The 17,275-nt window shown below is 61.1% G+C and carries 16 protein-coding genes and 4 pseudogenes; 6 read left to right on the top strand and 14 right to left on the bottom strand.

What is annotated here, in order from left to right:
• Positions 1-216: 216 nt before the first annotated feature.
• The 7 genes and pseudogenes from F6X42_RS12810 to F6X42_RS12780 form a co-directional block, all read right to left on the bottom strand.
• Positions 217-1,182 (bottom strand): sulfonate ABC transporter substrate-binding protein, encoded by a 966-nt coding sequence (locus F6X42_RS12810; protein WP_187634573.1) that lies wholly within the window; start codon positions 1,180-1,182, stop codon positions 217-219.
• A 104-nt stretch (positions 1,183-1,286) separates the two neighbouring features.
• Complete coding sequence (locus tag F6X42_RS12805) at positions 1,287-2,114, bottom strand: MetQ/NlpA family lipoprotein (RefSeq protein WP_187634572.1); 828 nt, start codon at positions 2,112-2,114, stop codon at positions 1,287-1,289.
• A gap of 300 nt (positions 2,115-2,414) precedes the next feature.
• The gene (locus F6X42_RS12800; RefSeq protein ID WP_187634571.1) at positions 2,415-2,855 is read right to left on the bottom strand and encodes a MarR family winged helix-turn-helix transcriptional regulator; all 441 of its coding nucleotides are present in this window, start codon (positions 2,853-2,855) and stop codon (positions 2,415-2,417) included.
• Between the two features lie 28 nt (positions 2,856-2,883).
• A complete protein-coding gene (locus tag F6X42_RS12795; protein ID WP_187634570.1) occupies positions 2,884-4,779 on the bottom strand; it encodes an FAD-binding monooxygenase in 1,896 nt (631 codons plus the stop codon).
• A gap of 212 nt (positions 4,780-4,991) precedes the next feature.
• The gene (locus F6X42_RS12790; protein ID WP_187634569.1) at positions 4,992-5,195 is read right to left on the bottom strand and encodes a hypothetical protein; all 204 of its coding nucleotides are present in this window, start codon (positions 5,193-5,195) and stop codon (positions 4,992-4,994) included.
• Between the two features lie 16 nt (positions 5,196-5,211).
• Positions 5,212-7,017, bottom strand: coding sequence for an extracellular solute-binding protein (locus F6X42_RS12785; protein ID WP_246530089.1), 1,806 nt, complete (start codon positions 7,015-7,017; stop codon positions 5,212-5,214).
• Between the two features lie 131 nt (positions 7,018-7,148).
• Positions 7,149-7,562 (bottom strand): annotated as a pseudogene (locus F6X42_RS12780) (PQQ-dependent sugar dehydrogenase); the annotation flags it as partial.
• A gap of 16 nt (positions 7,563-7,578) precedes the next feature.
• Here F6X42_RS12780 and F6X42_RS45875 point away from each other — a divergent pair.
• Positions 7,579-7,662: pseudogene (locus F6X42_RS45875) on the top strand (hypothetical protein); the annotation flags it as partial.
• Between the two features lie 46 nt (positions 7,663-7,708).
• On the opposite strand, the gene F6X42_RS12770 reads toward F6X42_RS45875, so the two are convergent.
• Together F6X42_RS12770 and F6X42_RS12765 are read right to left on the bottom strand one after the other, a co-directional pair.
• Positions 7,709-8,047: a hypothetical protein gene (locus F6X42_RS12770; protein WP_187634567.1), complete on the bottom strand. Its 339-nt coding sequence runs from the start codon at positions 8,045-8,047 to the stop codon at positions 7,709-7,711.
• A 170-nt stretch (positions 8,048-8,217) separates the two neighbouring features.
• A complete protein-coding gene (locus F6X42_RS12765; protein WP_187634566.1) occupies positions 8,218-8,430 on the bottom strand; it encodes a hypothetical protein in 213 nt (70 codons plus the stop codon).
• A gap of 360 nt (positions 8,431-8,790) precedes the next feature.
• Here F6X42_RS12765 and F6X42_RS12760 point away from each other — a divergent pair, with 360 nt between their 5' ends.
• The gene (locus tag F6X42_RS12760; RefSeq protein WP_187634565.1) at positions 8,791-9,150 is read left to right on the top strand and encodes a helix-turn-helix domain-containing protein; all 360 of its coding nucleotides are present in this window, start codon (positions 8,791-8,793) and stop codon (positions 9,148-9,150) included.
• Between the two features lie 496 nt (positions 9,151-9,646).
• Here F6X42_RS12760 and F6X42_RS12755 read toward each other — a convergent pair whose 3' ends face one another.
• Positions 9,647-10,537, bottom strand: a complete 891-nt coding sequence (locus F6X42_RS12755) for a hypothetical protein (protein WP_187634564.1) — start codon at positions 10,535-10,537, stop codon at positions 9,647-9,649.
• Between the two features lie 611 nt (positions 10,538-11,148).
• Here F6X42_RS12755 and F6X42_RS12750 point away from each other — a divergent pair.
• From F6X42_RS12750 to F6X42_RS12740, 3 genes are all read left to right on the top strand, one after another.
• Positions 11,149-11,412, top strand: coding sequence for a hypothetical protein (locus F6X42_RS12750; RefSeq protein ID WP_187634563.1), 264 nt, complete (start codon positions 11,149-11,151; stop codon positions 11,410-11,412).
• A gap of 246 nt (positions 11,413-11,658) precedes the next feature.
• The gene (locus F6X42_RS12745) at positions 11,659-12,186 is read left to right on the top strand and encodes a DUF4142 domain-containing protein (RefSeq protein ID WP_187634562.1); all 528 of its coding nucleotides are present in this window, start codon (positions 11,659-11,661) and stop codon (positions 12,184-12,186) included.
• A gap of 795 nt (positions 12,187-12,981) precedes the next feature.
• Complete coding sequence (locus F6X42_RS12740) at positions 12,982-13,296, top strand: DUF3303 domain-containing protein (RefSeq protein WP_018423621.1); 315 nt, start codon at positions 12,982-12,984, stop codon at positions 13,294-13,296.
• Between the two features lie 226 nt (positions 13,297-13,522).
• On the opposite strand, the gene F6X42_RS12735 is transcribed toward F6X42_RS12740, so the two are convergent.
• The 4 genes and pseudogenes from F6X42_RS12735 to F6X42_RS12715 all read right to left on the bottom strand — a co-directional run bounded on the left by F6X42_RS12735 (position 13,523) and on the right by F6X42_RS12715 (position 16,260).
• Positions 13,523-13,726 carry a hypothetical protein gene (locus F6X42_RS12735; RefSeq protein ID WP_187634561.1) on the bottom strand — a complete coding sequence of 68 codons (204 nt, stop codon included), beginning with the start codon at positions 13,724-13,726 and terminating at the stop codon, positions 13,523-13,525.
• A gap of 156 nt (positions 13,727-13,882) precedes the next feature.
• Positions 13,883-14,371 (bottom strand): annotated as a pseudogene (locus F6X42_RS12730) (PQQ-dependent sugar dehydrogenase); the annotation flags it as partial.
• A gap of 605 nt (positions 14,372-14,976) precedes the next feature.
• Positions 14,977-15,258: pseudogene (locus F6X42_RS12720) on the bottom strand (DeoR/GlpR family DNA-binding transcription regulator); the annotation flags it as partial.
• Positions 15,259-15,300: 42 nt separating this feature from the next.
• On the bottom strand, positions 15,301-16,260 hold the full coding sequence (locus F6X42_RS12715) for an MBL fold metallo-hydrolase (RefSeq protein ID WP_187634559.1): 960 nt from the start codon (positions 16,258-16,260) through the stop codon (positions 15,301-15,303).
• Positions 16,261-16,466: 206 nt separating this feature from the next.
• Here F6X42_RS12715 and F6X42_RS12710 point away from each other — a divergent pair, with 206 nt between their 5' ends.
• Complete coding sequence (locus tag F6X42_RS12710) at positions 16,467-17,270, top strand: IclR family transcriptional regulator (protein WP_187634558.1); 804 nt, start codon at positions 16,467-16,469, stop codon at positions 17,268-17,270.
• Positions 17,271-17,275 lie beyond the last annotated feature (5 nt).

The raw sequence follows: 17,275 nt of genomic DNA, 5'->3' as shown, positions 1-17,275 counted from the left end.
ATCATCGACGCTGATAGCGGCGGCGATCCCGACAGGTTGCAACGTGCGACGCAGTAACGTCGGCTGCGGCTCGTGTGTGTCGCACGTGTCATGCCTAGGCTTGCACCATGACCGGCGGCCGGACACAGCGACATCCCGCCGGAGCGGCAAGCCGCGCCAACAGGGCCGATCTCCGAGCGTTGACGTGACTGCGGCGTCGTTCCAGCGCCCGTGCGCCTACGCGAGACTCGAAGGCGCCGCCTTCAGCACGTCGACGTGCTTCGGAATCAGACCGAGATCGAGGAACGTATCGGCGATCTGTTGCTGCTCGCCGAGAATCGCGCGGGTAATCGGCTGCGTGCCGAACTGCTGACGCTGCACCGCCACGTCCACGACCTGCTTCGGCAGACCCCATAGCCGCGCGAGTTCGCTCGCGAGTTGATCCTTGTTCTGTTTGCCCCACTGATCCACCTTGTCGAGCTCTTCGATCACGATCCGGATCACGTCGGGATTATTCGCCGCATAGCGCTGCGACGAAAAATAGAACGCGCGATTGCCGACCACGCCACTTGCATCGGCAATCACGCGAGCGCCGAGCGATTGCTCCGCCGCGGCGAAGAACGGATCCCAGATGGCCCACGCGTCGATCGACGCCCGCTCGAACGCGGCGCGCGCATCGGCGGGCGCGAGAAAGACGAGCTTCACGTCGCCGTTTTGCAGGCCGTGCTGACGCAGCAACTTGACGAGAAAGTAGTGGACGTTGCTGCCTTTGTTCAGCGCGATCCGTTTGCCCTTCAGATCCGCGACCGAGTGGATCGTCGACGGCGACGGCACCAGCACGGCTTCCGACTGCGGCCGCTTGACGGTCGCCGCCACATAGGCCAAAGGCGCGCCGGCGGCCTGCGCGAAGATCGGCGGCGCTTCGCCGACGTCGCCGAAATCGATCGAGCCGACATTGAGCGCTTCGAGTTGCACCGGACCCGCGGCGAACTCGGCCCACGTCACCGATACGTTCAGCGGCGCGAGCCGTTTTTCGAGCGTACCGCGACCCTTCAGCAGATTCAGATAACCCTTTTGGTTGCCGATGCGCAGCGTGCGCGCACTGCCTTGCGCGAACGAAAGCGGTGCCGTCGCGACCGCTGCGGCGCCGAGCGAAAGTTTGAGGAAGGTGCGGCGGTCGTGGAGCGTGCTGGTAATGGACATGACGGGCGATACGATGAAGACGGCGGTGAAGAAGGCAGGATGTGCGGCGGCCGAAGCGCCGCCGCTTGCGTCGTGCGTTGTCGGTGCGTTATTCGTGCCCGGTGTCAGCGCTGGGGCGCGCCATCCCATGCCGGCAGCGTGGCGCCGTGATAGACGCTCAGGATCGCCGAAGCGACGTTGGCCTGCTGGTAGCTGTCCACGATCGCCTTCACCCACGGAGCGTTCGCGTCTTTCGCGTTGACCGCGATGAAGTTGCGATACGGGTTACCCGGCACTTTCTCCTGCGCGATGCGTTCCTGCGGAATCCTGATGCCCGCTTTGATCGCCCAGTCGGTATTGACGACGGCCGCGTCGAGGTCGCCGATCGCGCGGCCGACGATGCCCGCGTCGAGTTCCTTGATCTGGATGTGCTTCGGATTGTCCGCGATGTCGCGCGCGGTGGGCAGCAGACCGACGTCGAGGCGCAGCTTGATCAGTCCATTCGCCTGCAGCAGAAGCAGCGCGCGGCCTTCGTTGCTCGGATCGTTCGGCACGCCGATCGTCGCGTTCTGCGGCAGCGCCGCGACCGATTTCACGTTGCGCGAGTACAGACCGATCGGCTGCACGTAGGTATAGCCGACGGGCATGATCTGATAGTGGCGCGCCGCGATCTGCGCATCGAGATACGGCTTGTGCTGGAACGAGTTCGCATCGAGGTCGTGCTGCGCGAGCGCTTCGTTCGGCTGCGTGTAGTCGGAGAACGTCGTGACCTTGACGGTGATGCCCTGCCTGGCGGCATTGGCCGCGACCGCGCGCCACACGTCTTCGTCCTCGCCGGACATGATCCCGACTCGCACTGTCTGTCCCGCCGCGAGCGCCGGTTGCGCGCAGACGATGTCGCATGTAAGGAGAACGGACAACAGAGCGGCCCTGAGTGCTTTGGTCGTGGTCATGTTTTGACAGCTATCGGAGTGAAGGTCACGAGATCGTAGAGACGCACTCGTTAGCGCACAAATAATATCGAGCACTATCGTTATCGCGATTGAGCGCAAGCCACCGAACCCAGTGCAGCATTGCACTTCTGGGAATAAGCTCAGCGCGAATCGACGCCCGTCCTTGGGGCACCAATGCGTTGCCGCGGTCCGGTTCGCCGCGATTGAAGAATGTCCGCCCTGGCGAGGTTGGCGGACGCTCGATCTCGCGAAATCTGCGCGGGTGCGGATTTCGTTTTAGTTGCAGACGCTACAAGCGCATTAATCCTGCGGCAGCAACAGAGCCGAGAGCAGGCGGCGCAACTGTGCCAATTCGCTCGCTGTCAGCCTTTCAGTGAGAATGCGCTCGACCTGCTCGACTCGCGGACGCAAGGCCGCGAGTTGCTTCTTACCGGCACGGGTGAGAAACAGCACATAACTGCGCTTGTCGACAGGATCGTCGGCGCGCTCGATCAGGTCATTGCGCACCATGCGTGCAACAAGATCGGCTATCGTCGAACGATCCACATCGAGTTTGTCGCCGAGTTGCCGCTGACTGACGCCAGGCGTCTCATGCAAGACCTCGAGCGCTGCGTACTGCACGCTCGTGATCTCCGCGGAAACCTCGCTTAGCCACACTGCTGCATGGCGCTGTTGGGCACGGCGCACCAGGCTGCCAGTAAATTTGGGGGGCGCGCCGGCGTCTTCAGGTTTGATCGGCAATTTGGGAGTTTCGTGTTTTCGTTGTGGTTCAACGCGCGCGGAAGATGGGCCGGAAGAAGGCGTTCAACTCCGCGTACGCATTCAATGGAAGAACATGGGCCACGTATTGATCGGGACGTACCACGACGAGTGCGCCGTGTTGGCGATCGATGCCGCGCTCGTCGAAGATATCAGTCGTCGCGTCGCTCGTAAATGCCTTTTCGTAGTCGATCAGGCCGTGGCGACCCTTGCGCGGCAGCAGGAGGGCGGGGAGGTCCTGGAGACGGACTTCGCGATGCGGCTGTTGCAGCACCGCGCGCAGATCGAGAACGCTGTCCGCGTCGGCGTCCTTCGGCGTGACGAGCCGTAAAACCGAATCCGGCGACGTGTTCAGATGCTCGCACAGCGCATCTAGCGCACGGCGTGATGCGTCCGCGAAAGCGTACAGGCGCCAGCGGCCGTCCGCGCGCGCGGCGTGCCCGAGATGGAATGGTCTTGCATCCGCGAGGCGAACGACCGGCGACGAGTGAAACCGCGCGCCGATCGTAAAGCCTCTGGCGAGCGCCTGATGCGTCGCTTCACCGGTCAGCGTGGCCGGCCGGTAACGCGTTGCGACGCCAGCCGTGTAGCGGCCAGCGCGTACGAAATACGCCTGAAGCTCGGCGGGATCGACGCCGCCCGCCTCGGGGCGATCGGGGTCCTTCGGCGGAGCGGCCATCATCGCCGACCATTCCTTGTCGAAATCGATCAGTTCCTGCGCGATGGGCTGGCGCTCGTCCGAATACGTGCGCAACAGATCGGCGTCGCTACGCCCCTCGAGCACCGCGCCAAGTTTCCAGCCGAGATTGAAGCCGTCCTGCATCGACACGTTCATGCCCTGGCCCGCTTTGGCGCTATGCGTATGGCACGCATCGCCCGCAATGAACACGCGCGGTTCGCCTGAGGTGCCGTCGGCGGCAATGGCGTCGTCGAAGCGGTCGGTGAGGCGCTGGCCGACTTCATAGACCGAGAACCACGCCACTTCTTTCACGTCGAGCGTATACGGATGGAGGATTCGCTGCGCCGTCTCGATGATGCGATCGACCGTGATCTGTTTGATGCTGTCGCGGTTCTCCGCGGTGACATCGCCGAGGTCGACGTAGAAGCGAACGAGATATCCGCCTTCACGCGGAATGATGAGCAGGTTGCCCTTGCTCGCGGACTGAATCGCCGCTTTCAGCCGGATGTCCGGAAAGTCGCTGACGGCCAGCGCATCCATCACGCCCCACGCATGGTTCGCCGCATCACCGCGCAGCGTTTGTCCGATGGCGGTGCGTACACGGCTGCGCGCACCGTCGCAACCGACGACATAGCGCGCGCGCACGGTCACGTTCTGGTCGTGCCGGGCAGGATCGGTATGGCGCAGCGTGACCAGTAGCGGATATTCATCCGTATCGTCGCGCTGAAGGTCGACGAGTTCGAGGCCGTAGTCCGGTTCGATCCGTCGCGCGGAGCGGCGCATCGTGTCGAGCAGATATTCCTGAATGCGAGCCTGATTGACGATGACGTGCGGAAATTCCGAAAGACCCGTTTCGGTATCCTGAACTCGACCGGTACGACTGATCGCGCCGCGGTCATTCGCATCGGGTCGCCAGAATACCGTTTCGTTGACCCAATAGGCTTCTTGCAGCAGGCGATCACTGAGGCCGAACGCATTGAACATTTCGACGGTCCGGCACGCGACGCCATCGGCCTGTCCCATCTGCAACGGTCCGTCGCGACGCTCGACGATGCGCGTGCTAATCGACGGGAATTGCGACAGTTGCGCCGCCAGCACGAGTCCGGCCGGGCCGCTGCCGGCGATCAGCACGTCGACCGTCTCGGGCATCTGTGCAGCATGCGCATTGCCGATAGCTGGCTCGATCGTGGGATCGCCGACCCGGAAACCGTTGAGATGAAATTGCATGACGTCCTCCTCCGTTCAGTAGATATCTGCTGAACGCGAATATACTCCGTACCCCAACCATTTTGAAGTACTTCGCGGGAGGATGGATGTTTACCCTGGTTCGGAAGCGCTAGTGGATTGTCGGGAACGACGGTCGATGCGGGATCGACGCCGCGTCATGGTCCGAGACGCGGCGCAATCGCATGTCGTCGTTTCCTTCGCGAAGGTCTGATTCAATGGCCGTGCCAATGGCCCCCATGGCCACCCCAGTAGCCGCCAATGCCGATGCCGAGGTTCACCGACGGCGCAACGTAATACCCGGGAGCATAGCCATAGGCGGGCGCTGGCTCATAACCATAGCCATAGCTGGGCGGCGGGGCGACGACGCAGCCCGCGAGGCCGACTGCCACGATGATTGCAAAGAGTAGTCTCGTCATGATTGTTTTCCTCCAATCATCGAGGAGGCGCAAGATCCGGTCCAGGCGTCTTGCGCCACCACGTGGACAGTACCCATTCGTCGGCGGCGAAGTAAAGCGGCAGCTTCGCCGGATAGGCGAGGCTGTTACGGTACGCGATGCGATGAACCGCGGAATACCAGTGCGGAATCACGTAATAGCCGTTCATCAATACCCGGTCGAGCGCGTGAGTCGCATCGACGAGCTGCTCGCGCGTTTGGGCGCCCAGCACTTTGCGCAGGATCGCGTCGACGGCGGGCGACTTCACGCCGGCGACATTATCGGAGCCCGGCTCGTCCGCGTACTTGCTGCCGAAGCGCGACAGCTGCTCGGTGCCCGGCACCTGCACGTCGGGCAGGCGCACGGTCGTCATGTCGAAGTCGAACGCGTCGATGCGCTTTTGAATCAGCGCGAAATCGGCGGTACGAAAGATCATCGTGATGCCGAGCTTCTGCAGATTGCGTCCGAATACGGCGGCGACGGGCTCCATCGACACGCCGCCGCCCGCGTCGCCGAGCAGTTCGAAGACGAACGGCTGACCGTTCGCGTTGCGCAGCGCACCGTCGCGATAGGTCCAGCCTGCCTGCGCCAGCAGTTCGCGCGCCTTGATCAGATTGGCGCGCAGCGATCCCGGCGGGTCGGTGTCGGGCTGTTGCGGCATGTCGCCGAACACGGCCGGATCGAGCTCCTTGCGCAGCGGCTCCAGAATCGCCAGTTCGCCTTCGCTGGGTTGGCCCTTGGCCTGCAGGTCCGTATTGACGAAGAAGCTGTCCGTGCGTTTGTACTGATTGTAGAAAAGCTGCCGGTTGAGCCACTCGAAGTCGAACGCGAGATCGAGCGCCTCGCGCACGCGCACGTCCCGGAAGAGTGGTCGCCGCAGGTTGATGAAAAAGCCCTGCATGCCGGCGCCGTTGTGATGAGGAAACTCGCGCTTGATCAGCTCGCCGCTGTCGAAGCGCTTGCCGATATCGCGCCGCACCCAGCTTTGCGCGGTGTGTTCGACGAGTACGTCGTACTCACCCGCCTTGAATGCTTCGAGCTGCGCGACCGCGTCCGCGTACAGCTTGTAGTCGATGTGCGCGAAGTTGTGCGTGCCCACGCGTACGGGCAGCGACGCGCCCCAATAGTTCGGATTGCGCTTGTAGCTGATGGTTCGGCCATTGTCGTATCGGTCGATCAGATAATCGCCGCTGGCGATCGGCTTTTCGAACGCGAGCTGGTCGAAAGGAATGCGCGTCCCGTCCGGCCTGATGCCCCACTTGTGCGAAAACACCGGGATTCCGCCCGCGAGCAGGGGCATCTCGCGTGTCGCGACCTTGAAATCGAAACGGATCGTCAGCCGGTCGACCACCACCGCGCGCGCGATCTGCCCGAAGTACACCGCGAACTGCGGCAGCGCCTGCGGACTTTTCAGCGTATCGAACGAGAACTTGACGTCTGCTGCCGTGACCGGATCACCGTTCGAAAAACGCGCCTTCGGATTGATGTGGAAGGTTGTCGACAGGCCGTCTTTCGCCACGTCGATGTCGTCGGCGAGCAGACAATATGCGCTCGCTACTTCGTCGGCGCTGCCGGTCGTCAGGCTTTCGAACATCAGTCCCAATCCCGGTGCGGGATTGCCGCGCAGCGTAAACGGGTTGAATTTGTCGAAGCTCGTCAGCCGGTTCGGATTCGCGAGCACGAGCGTGCCGTCGCGGGGGGCGTCGGGGTTGACGTAGTCGAAGTGCTTGAAACCGGCTGGGTATTTGGGCTCGCCGTATTGGGCGATGGCGTAGAGCGCGCAAGCGGGATTGGCCCTCCACATGGCCGAGGCGCTCAGCACGAGCGCGACCAGCAAGCGCCGCCGGTTGGGCGAACGGATCGTCGTACGAGTCATAACTATGTCGCGGTATCCGCACGAGGGCATCCGCACCGCAGGCGATCGCGCTGTGCGCATCAGCCGCCCGCGCCCGTCACGCGCCACACCGTGTTGCCGACGTCGTCGGCAACCAGCAGGCCGCCGTCGCGATCTTGCGCGACGCCCACGGGTGCGCCATCCAACTCCTTCTGATCCGGCGATGCAAAACCCGTCACGACATCCTTCGGCGCGCCGACCGGCTTGCCGTTCTCGAACGTCACGTACGAGACCACGTAACCGCTCAACGGCGAGCGGTCCCAACTGCCGTGCTCGCCGATGAACGCGCCGCCGCGATACTGCGACGGCAGGTTGTTGCAGGTATAGAACGTCAGTCCTAGCGGTGCAACATGCGAGCCGATCGAGAAGTCAGGTGCAATCGCCTTCGCGACGAGGTCGGGACGCTGCGGTTGGGCGAGTGGATCGACGTGCTGGCCGTAGTAGCTATACGGCCAGACCTTCGATGACTGGCAGACCTACCGCGATGCGCTCGACGCGGTGCCGCGGCAGGCCGGTTATCCGCTGCACGTTGACTGGCCGCTACCGCCGTCCTGATCCAGATGCGCGGGTTCCTGGCTGCGGGTATCCCGTTCGCGCGGACTCAGGATTGTGTGGCCGAGTTCGTGGAAGTAGCCGTAGATATCATCGCGCACTGCCGCCCGCCAGCGCGCATCTTTCTTCGCCTCGGCTTCGGCATGCCGAAGCACTTCAGCGCGACTGAAGCCGAATTGCCGCTGCAGGTGCGCAGGTCTTCACCGACGAGAACGGACAGGGGCAGCCTGAACAATGCCGCGAGCGCACCGGAGTAATTCCACTTATGCTGTCGCCGGCTAATCATCGTCGCCAGCGCGTGTTTGAGTTGTAGCACGCTGATGTCCTTCGCGGTGTAGGCCCACATGAGTTCGGCGACCTGCGCCTGATTCCAGCCGGTCAGTTTCATCAGGTGCAGGATGTTCAGCCAGAGAGCCCACGCGGTGCGTCGTTATCGTCTCCATGTTTCATTGCAGTTATGCCCTGTCAAAAGAACAAACGTCCGCGCCGATAGCGGGCGTCACCTGTGCGCGGCATTAAGGGCGAATTGTTGTTATCGCACAGGAGTCGATACCGGCTTTAACCGGACTTGACCGATTTTCCACACCTGACTTTTCTTCGCAGCGAACCCTGACGCGGTGCACAGGCCTGTGTATCGCGTGCGATCTTCTCGATAGCGGCGAGCGCGGCAACGTTCCCGCCGCGTCGCGCGATCAGTTCGATGTGCATCAGCGCGCTATGCGCGGCGAGCGCATAGCGTTCGACTTCCCTGTCAGACTTCATTACCTTCATTGCCACCACCCTGCCACCACACCGCCGACCGACCGTCTGCCCAGCGCGAACCAGCACAGAATGGCGTGTTCCTCGAGTAGCCGGCGCAGTATCGCGCAATTCACCGTGACCTCGACCGCTTCCGGAGCGAAGGCATTGCTCACTGGAACCGGTCTGACCCGTAAGAGCCGTTGTGCGGCCTGCATATCCGTATCTCCATCAGTTAGCAGGTTGTGCGTCGGCGTGTAGGGTTTTATGCGCGGCGCATTACCTGATGGAACAGAACGTTGAGAGGGAATTTAAAAACTTTTTCTCCGGCGTGTCTATAACCCGACTATCGGTAAAAACTAACGGTCCTTATAAACGGAATCTATGGACGATATGACGGAACTCAGTCAGCGGATCGGGAAGCTCAGGATCGAGCGCGGTATCTCCCAGGTCAGGCTGGGCCGTGCGATAGGCGTGTCGACCACGGCAATCTTCAAGCTCGAATCGGGCGAAAGCCGGATGCTGCGCGCCGATCACCTGCTACGCATCGTCCTCGAACTCAACGCGAATCCCTATGCGCTGCTATTGGGTGAACATAGTCCCGAATTCCGGCAACTCGGCCTGAGCCATTCTCATACCGAGTCGGTCTCGCTGTCGGGACTGCGACCGGACCGGCGCCGTCTGCTCGCGTGGATCATCGAGACGTTCTTAGAGGAAGCCGAGGGGCAAAAGAAACACGCCGGTAGTTCCTGATCCGTTCGTAACGAACCGCCCCAGCCGAGTGCAGGGCCGTCTTTAGTCGGCCAATTTCGGTCATCCGACATCACTGGGACGATCGTTGACAATCGAACTGCGAAGGGCATTCAATAGCAGCATGTCAAGCGACTCAGCACGATGCCGAGAACATACGACACGATGGGTTTGCCCGCCGTCTGGACGTGGGCCTTGGCTGTTCGGTTACTGCGGCTTGTGCAACGCACGAAAAAACGGGCGTTCGAGTTTGCTGACTCGCGCGGTTTAGGCGGTGTTGCGGCTCGTGGGTTGCCATGACGACAAGTTAGATTGAATCCGAAGCACCATTTCACCAGATCCATTCATCAGAATGAGCACTATGTCGACGATCAAGTTCAATGATGCGATCCCGAATAGTTTTCTCGTCCTATGGACAGCTTGCATGCATCCATTTATCGCTCATCGTGTACGCACTCCGTCTCGTGAGCACATTGACCAACTGCATAAGTCACACCGCTCAGTGTCGCGGTATTACCGTGATGACCACTTGCCCCCTATACGCGGTGATAACGCGCACGCTAGTTGAGCCCCGCTGCGCAATCTCGGCCTCGACAACTGAGGGCGGCACCCCTCGCGGGTTAATCTTTTCGAGCGCACGTTTGAGGCATAGGTTCCACTCTGTCGATCCTTCTACGATTCCGATGCGGCGAAGCCGTTCACCCGCCCGAGTCCGCATTAGAGCTCTGATCTCTGCAGTATCAGGTGCCATGCGCTCAAGCGCGTGTTCGGTGTACCAACGATCATTAATCCGTATGCCACCACCTTCGGGCGGCAGGTCCCAGATTGGATCCGTTAAAAGGCGACGTGGACCTTTCGGTTCAACGACTGTTAAGCCGGCACGTGCCAAGCGTAACAGCCGCATTGCCACGATCGGTATGGCCAAATCTACAGCGGCGTTTATTCGAGAAATTTTTGTACCGGTGAATGCCTCTTCCCCGCTGAAAAGCTCATAGATTCGCTCCAAGATGAAGAGGGGAGGGACCACATCCCGAGTGAGTCGGTAAAGATTCAAGGCATAAGCAATCGTCGCCGGATGAGTGTAAATGTAGTGCGCAACAATGCGGCGCCGATTTTCGCGATTGCAGAACTGCGTTCGCTGAGCAAAGCTGTCCCCGAACAAGCGCCGCGCCCGCTCTAGATCCTCGCTCGTAAGCGTTATCGGATCGGCAATGCCTTGGCCGATGCGCAGTTCTCTGGGAACCGAATCGGAGGTGTACACGTCCAAATACGCCTGCTCTTCGTCTTCGAGCGGTGCCGCAGCCATTTGATCTCGATCTTGGCGTGACCACCAGGTCGCAAGATCGTTCGGCCGAGGATGGTCAGCAATCGCGTCAAGGACATTCGGCATATCAACGTTCTCGGCTGTTCGTGAGACTGACAAAACGATGGGCACTGCCAGAAGCCTTGTACTCGCGCATAGAGGAGATGCCTGCGGCACATTGGCTTAATTTTCACCTTGGGACGCCGTGTCCGCTAGCAATTAAAGACATTGAGGCCGTACGGTCCCTGATATCACAGCAGTGCCTGTTAGCCTTAGCGAGCGAACATGTTTAACCCCTGTTTCAGATTTTTAGGTCTGCACTTGCGATGGAGCGCCGATGCTCTCCCGCGAAGTAGCTGACTTGCCGTAAAAATCATAGGGCAAGGATCAAATATTGCAATGCGTAGCCTCGTCAACCTTCTGGGCTGGGGGGCGCGAGGGCAACCCACGGCGGCCGGCAAAGGCCTTGACAGAGAGCGTTGGATCGCCCATCAAGGGGGTAAAGGGCCGCTTTGGAGAAAATTGTGTGGCCGCACCGGGTCGATCCCGGCCTCTCGTTGCCACTGCGAAAAGCACGCCGCTCGCTCAACATACGCAATCACCGATCCAGGCACGACGCCGATAGCCACGTCGGTCCCGCCGATGCCCGGCCTTTCTGGCCTAAGATATTTCAAAGGAGCATCCGTGCGAGGGGCATCATGAAAGCACTTATCGTTGCTGCGACATTGGCGGCTGGCTGTTCCATCACCTACGCGCAGACTTACCCGCAGGGAGCGCTGGCTGACCAAAGCATGGGGGCCTATAGAGCGCAATTGGAAGCGCAGAAGCAACAGATCGAACTCCAGAACGAACAACTCCAATTACTGAAACAACAGCGCGACCTGGATTTGCTGAGGCAACAGCGCGAACTGAATTCGCTGAGACAACAGCGCCAATTTGACTTGCTCAGACAGAAGCGCTAGATCGCTGTGAGGCGCGGCACACGCCTCAAGATCCGGCTGAGGCGACTCCCGGCCATCAAGAGGCGTTCGTCCTTCCTACAGCCGGGACGTTCCAACGTCGGCTCCGCCGTTGAGACAGGCCACTCGACCGCGCGTCTTGGGCGCAAAATGGGACCTTGGAAAGCAACGGCTACAACGGTACGGCAACCGGTCAATGCAGTACCGCAGCAGACGTGTCCGTTCAATGGTTCGAACCGGAGGCGAAAGATGATCCCGAGCCGCAAAGCCGCCGCGCTGGTGTTACTCGCTGCATTGTCGCTGTGCATGTATGACGTACACGCGCAACACACTGACCAGCAAATCGCCGCCATCCTCATGGTCGCGAATCGAGCCGAAATCGAGGCGGGCAACCTCGCGCTAAGCCGAAGCCAGAGAAGAAGCATCCAGAATTTCGCTGGACAAATGATCGCAGAACACAGGGACTTGTATCAGTCAGCCGTCGAATTGACGCAGAGGCTGATGCTCTACCCCGAAAATAGTAGGATGAGCGAGGCGTTTCGGAACGAAGGGGATGACAACCTTGCCAGGTTGAATGCGGCCGATGAGTACGCGTTCGACGGAGACTACCTCTATCAAGAGATCGCATATCACCAGCAATTGGTTCATGCGGTGGACAACACGCTGCTTCCCGCCGCGAAAAACGCGGAACTGAAGGCGCTGCTCGTCAGAGCGCGGGTGATTTTCATCTTGCATCTCGACTATGCGATTCGACTGCAATCGGCACGGGTCTGGTAATCCCCAGGGGATCCGGGTGAACCAGCCTCGCTTGCGGGTGCACCTTCGTTGATGCCGACAATGCCGGCTTCGAGCTGATGTGCGACGCGCTCGATACTGCGCACGTCCCGATGCATTTCAGGCGGCGTCCGCTGATTAAGTAGCCCCCATAGGCACACTTTTTGCGCAACCGACACCAACGAATTTCACTGCGGAGCAAGTCACGCCGGCCCGGGTGAAGGCATTCGTCGACTTTGCGACGGAATACATGGCAACGGTGCTCAAGCCTCACAGCACGCAGTGACGAAGCGTCCCCTGGCTGCGGCGACGTGCAGATTCCGTCGGCGAGCGACCGAGGCGACCGAGGCGGCCGGTGCGCGCTCCTGGGCGAATGGCCGTTGTAGCTAAGGAAGCGCCGCTAGAATCCTCGCGACCAAACGGCCGGGTTGGGTCGCATTTTGCCGGTCGCGTTTCAGCGACGAGCGGTAGTCGATCGAGATCGACATCGGGCAGGGTTCGGCCATTAACTGCGCTCGCAGTTACATTTCCATCGAATGCCGTTGGCGATGAGCTAAGCTGACTTGATGGCGATCACCAACGCCGTCACGGTTCGGGGCCGCCGTCGCTAGTCACCGTGGTTGGCGTCCGGTTCTGAACACGTAAAACGACCCTCATTGGCCATTTTCAAGCGATGCATAAGAAGGGCAAAAGGCAATGGGCATTCGTCGCCGCTGCTCCAGTTGTCGCTTGCTGATTCGCTAGCCCGTCCATACGGCGAGCGTTCTGTCGACATCGATGTTTTAAAGGAGGATGGCAATGAAGTACGTCATTAGCTGGTTCGAACGCACGCAAGGGTCGCCTGTAGAGTACGAGAATGCCCAGAAGCGAATCCTTGATGTATTTAGTCAGTGGAAGGCGCCAGACAACTTCAAGATCGAGTTTTTCGTGGTGCGCGTGGGAGAGTGGGGTGGGCACATGTTGGTTGACTGCGACGATCCATTGGCGGTTCACAAAGTTTGCTCGACATTCCCTGCATTTGAATTTCGGGCGCACCCCGTAGTTGCCGTCGAGGACGCAGTCCGGGTCGAACTCGAAGCGATCGCCTGGCGAGACGGACTGAAAAGTAAGTGACATCCGGAGGGTTATGTTGCTTTCACGGCGAGTGAACCCGAGACACTGTGCTCTTTTGAGGTGGTCAGTGTCCTGGCATTGCCGCCGAGTCGCGGGCTTACCCCCGCTCGGTCGGACGGCCATCGGCCTGCACCCGCTGGCCGTTGTTGACCGTGAGCGTCCGCTTCAGGGAAAGATGAACGGCTGGAGCGGGTCGACTTGCGGCGGTGGTCGTCGGCCCGGATTGCTAGCACGATGCGGCTGTCTTGGCGTCGATGTAGGCGAGCTTGACCCATGCGAAAGCCTGCGGGCCTAGGAGGTCCTCGGAGCAGCCCGTGTAAGCGCAGAAGTGGTCGAAGTCATCCATCGCGGTGTGGCCGCGATCGTTCGGCTTGAGCGGCACTGCTTCGAGCAGGTTTTCCAGCAGCTGTACGGGTTTCTGATAACACATGGCGCGCTCCAGTGTCGTTGACCATACGGCCGAGCATGAACGATTCTCGCGCACGCCGTAAGCGCCGCCGTTGCCGGTTCTCCAGGATAGCCAGAATTCGCTGAAAGCCTTGGCTGGCGCGGCTTTGCGTCGATCCGCTCAAATTGCATATCGCGTGCTTTTGGACCACCCGTAGAAGGCATTCTCCTTCACCGACGTCAGATAGTCGGGCACCAGATCGGGGCCGAGCTCGTCGCGCTCGTTCGCGATGGCCCAGAGTCGGCCCGTCGTCGGTTCCCATTGCAGGCCGGTCGGATTGCGAATGCCCGCCGCGTAAATGCGGCTTGCGCCCGTCGCCGTATCGACTTCGAGTACGTCCGCGCGCCGGTACTCGACTTCGAGGCCGTTCTCGCCGACATTGCTGTTGGAGCCGGCGCCCACATACAGCTTCTTGCCGTCACGACTGGCGAGCAGGGCTTTGGTCCAGTGATGGTTGACCGTATCGGGGAGATCGGCGAGCTCGACGCCGCGCTCGCTGATGGTGGTTTCGCCCGTCTTGTATGGAAACTTCAGGATCGCATCGGTATCGGCGACATAGAGGGTGTCGCCGACGAGCTGCATGCCGAACGGGGAATGCAGATGGTCGATGAACACATACCGCTGCCATTCCCAGACGTGACCGAAATTGAGCAGGCGCGGAATGAGGGCAATGATCGGCCCACCGAGACGAGCCACGCGGCGCTCTTGCCCCAGAACACGTTACGCGTGCTCATGTAGGTCAGGTCGAAGATCAACGCGCCGACGAACATGCCATACGGGATGGGGTTCAACAGTCCGAAGATCGCGGGCGGGAGTTTCGACGGATGTCTGGCGGGATGTCTGATAGCGGACGGCGCGGTGGACATTGGCTTTTCCTTTCGCTGTGGGAGCTGGTGGCGTCGTCGCGCGCATCAGTTATGCCTGAACGTTTCGCTTGACCTTCGGTTCGCGAGGCTTGCGCGATTGGGCATGTCCGCTGCTGCAGCGTCACCAATGACCGACGCGAGGAGCAGAGATGAGTCGATTCATATTGGCGGTTCTACTGGTTACGTCGTTGATCTGCGGCGTAGCGAGTTGTCAGAAAGCGCACCAGGCCGGCAACGACAGCATGAGTGCGGGTGGTGCGAAGATGGGTGTTGCGGCGTCCGCGCCGGGAGACGGGGCTTCGGCGGGGGCGCGTCAGTTGTGAGGTGTTGGGTCCCAGGGGCTGCCGGCTAGCAGCGCGAAGTCCGCTATCTAGCGGACGCTAGAGCCAGCTCGGTGCCAGCTTGTCGGATCGCGATGGCGGCGTCCGCAGCGAATCCGTTGTCGGTGACGACGAGATCGACTGACTCGAGCGTCGCAGCTTTGTACAGTCCGACCGTGCCGTACTTCGAGCAGCCCGACACGAGCCATTTGCGCGAAGCTACGTCCATCGCCGCACGCTCCACGACGACTTTCGGCGCCGAAGGCGTGGTGGCGCCGCGCCGCAAATCGCAGGAACTCGCCGAGATAAACGCGACATCGAGCACGACATGCGAAAGCGTGGCGACCTTTCCCCAAGTGCGAGGGGGCGATCAATTCTGCAGCGCGTCCCACATTTCCTTGTCGCGCTGCGCGGTCCAGATGCGCGGATGGCTGATGCCGCTCGCTTCGTCGTAGGCCCGCGACACGTCGAACGGCAGGCAATGCTCGTAGATGAAGACGTTGCCGAACTTCGGGTCCATTGCCTTGCGCGTGAGCGCCATCGCGCCCTTCAGATCGAGCTTGTCCTTGAATGCGTCACGGCCCGCCTGCAACAGCGTGGTGACGAAGTCTTTCGTGTAGTCGAGGCCCTTGTTCACTTCCGCCGGCGACAGTAGCGCGGGCCCGCGACCCGGCACCATCTTCTCCGCGTTCAGGGCGCGCAATGCCTCGAGCGTCGCCGGCCATTGTTCGAGTTGCGCGTCGCCGCAATAGCAGGCCGCGTCATACTCGACCAGGTCGCCGGAGAACAGCACCTTCTGCGACGGCAGCCAGACGACCGTGTCACCCTTCGTGTGGCCGGAGCCGAGATGCGCGATGCGCACTTCGAGCTTGCCGAGAAAGAGCGTCATTTCCTTTTCGAAAACCAGCGTCGGCCACGTCAGACCGGGCACCGTTTCGACGCCTGCAAAAAGACGCGGGAAGCGTTCGATCTCCGACTTCATATCGGCTTCGCCGCGCTCGACGATCATTTCGTAGGTGCCGCGGCTGGCGATCACCTGCTGCGCGCCCTCCTTGAAGTACGCCGACGCACCCAGCACACGCACCGCGTGATAGTGCGACAACACGACGTATTTGATCGGCTTGTCGGTGACGCTGCGGATCTTCGCGATCAGGTCTTGCGCCATGGCCGGCGTGGCGGTGGTGTCGACGATCAGCACGCCGTCGTCGCCGACGATCACGCCCGAGTTGGGGTCGCCCTCGGCCGTGTACGCATACGCGTTTTCCGACAATTGGGTCCACGTGATCTTCTTTTCTTCCAGATCCGCCTGGGATGCGAAAGCCTTCGCCATGTCTGTCTCCGTCTCACGAGTCGTTGGGGGATGACTCATGGTCGTCGTCATGTTGTGATTTGTCAATGACAAAATAGCTTGTCATTCACTAAGCTAGGGTAAACTCCGTTGGTTGGTCGGCACGGTCCGATCGGATACCATCTAGGCCTTCCACGGGCGACACCGAACGAGCCGAATCTCCTTCGGGGGCAAGGTTGGACAACACGATGGCTGATACGACAATCGAAAAGAAACAGCGGGGCATTCAGAGCGTCGAAGTCGGCGGACGTCTGCTGCAGGCGCTCGCGCGACAGCGCGCACCGCTCGGGCTGACCGAACTGGCCGGCGACGCACAACTATCGTCGGCGCAGGCTCATACGTATCTCGTGAGCCTGACGCGGCTCGGCCTCGTCAAGCGCGACGCCCTTACCGGAAACTACGAGCCGGGGCCGCTGTCGTTGCGACTTGGCCTGATGCATATCGAACAGCAACCGGTCTATCGCATCGCGGTGCCGTATGCGGCCGCGCTCGCGGAGCGGATAGGTCTGAGCGTGGCGATCTGCGTGGCGGGCGTGCAGGGACCGACCATCGTGAGATACGAGCGCAGCGGTGCTGCGCTGCATGTGAATCTGCACATCGGCACGGTGATGTCGCTCGAAGCGACGTCGACGGGGCGCGTCTTCTGCGCGTTCTGCGCGCCAGAGCAGGTCGCGGAAATGGTGCAAAGCCAAGCTCAGTCGACGGACGCGGCGCCGGCCCGTGGCCGCGCTGCCAAAGGGCTGGCGAGCCCGAAGTGGCGCAAACGCCTTGATGAAATCCGCGCTCGCGGCATCGAGCGCGGAATCGATGCGCCGAGTCCGGGCATCAGCAGTCTCAGCGTGCCGGTGTTCGATGGCGATCAACGGATGCAACTCGCATTGACGGCGATCGGCTCATCGGCCGCGATCGACGTCGAGTGGGATGGTGCGGTCGCGCGTCAGTTGCTCGAAACTTCCCGACGTATCACCGAAGCGGTGATCACACCCGCCTGAGAACC

The sequence above is a fragment of the Paraburkholderia podalyriae genome (assembly GCF_014397785.1).
Lineage (GTDB): Bacteria > Pseudomonadota > Gammaproteobacteria > Burkholderiales > Burkholderiaceae > Paraburkholderia > Paraburkholderia podalyriae.
The sequence above is the reverse complement of the archived record's forward strand: the minus strand, read 5'-3'. Positions and strand labels throughout refer to the sequence as shown.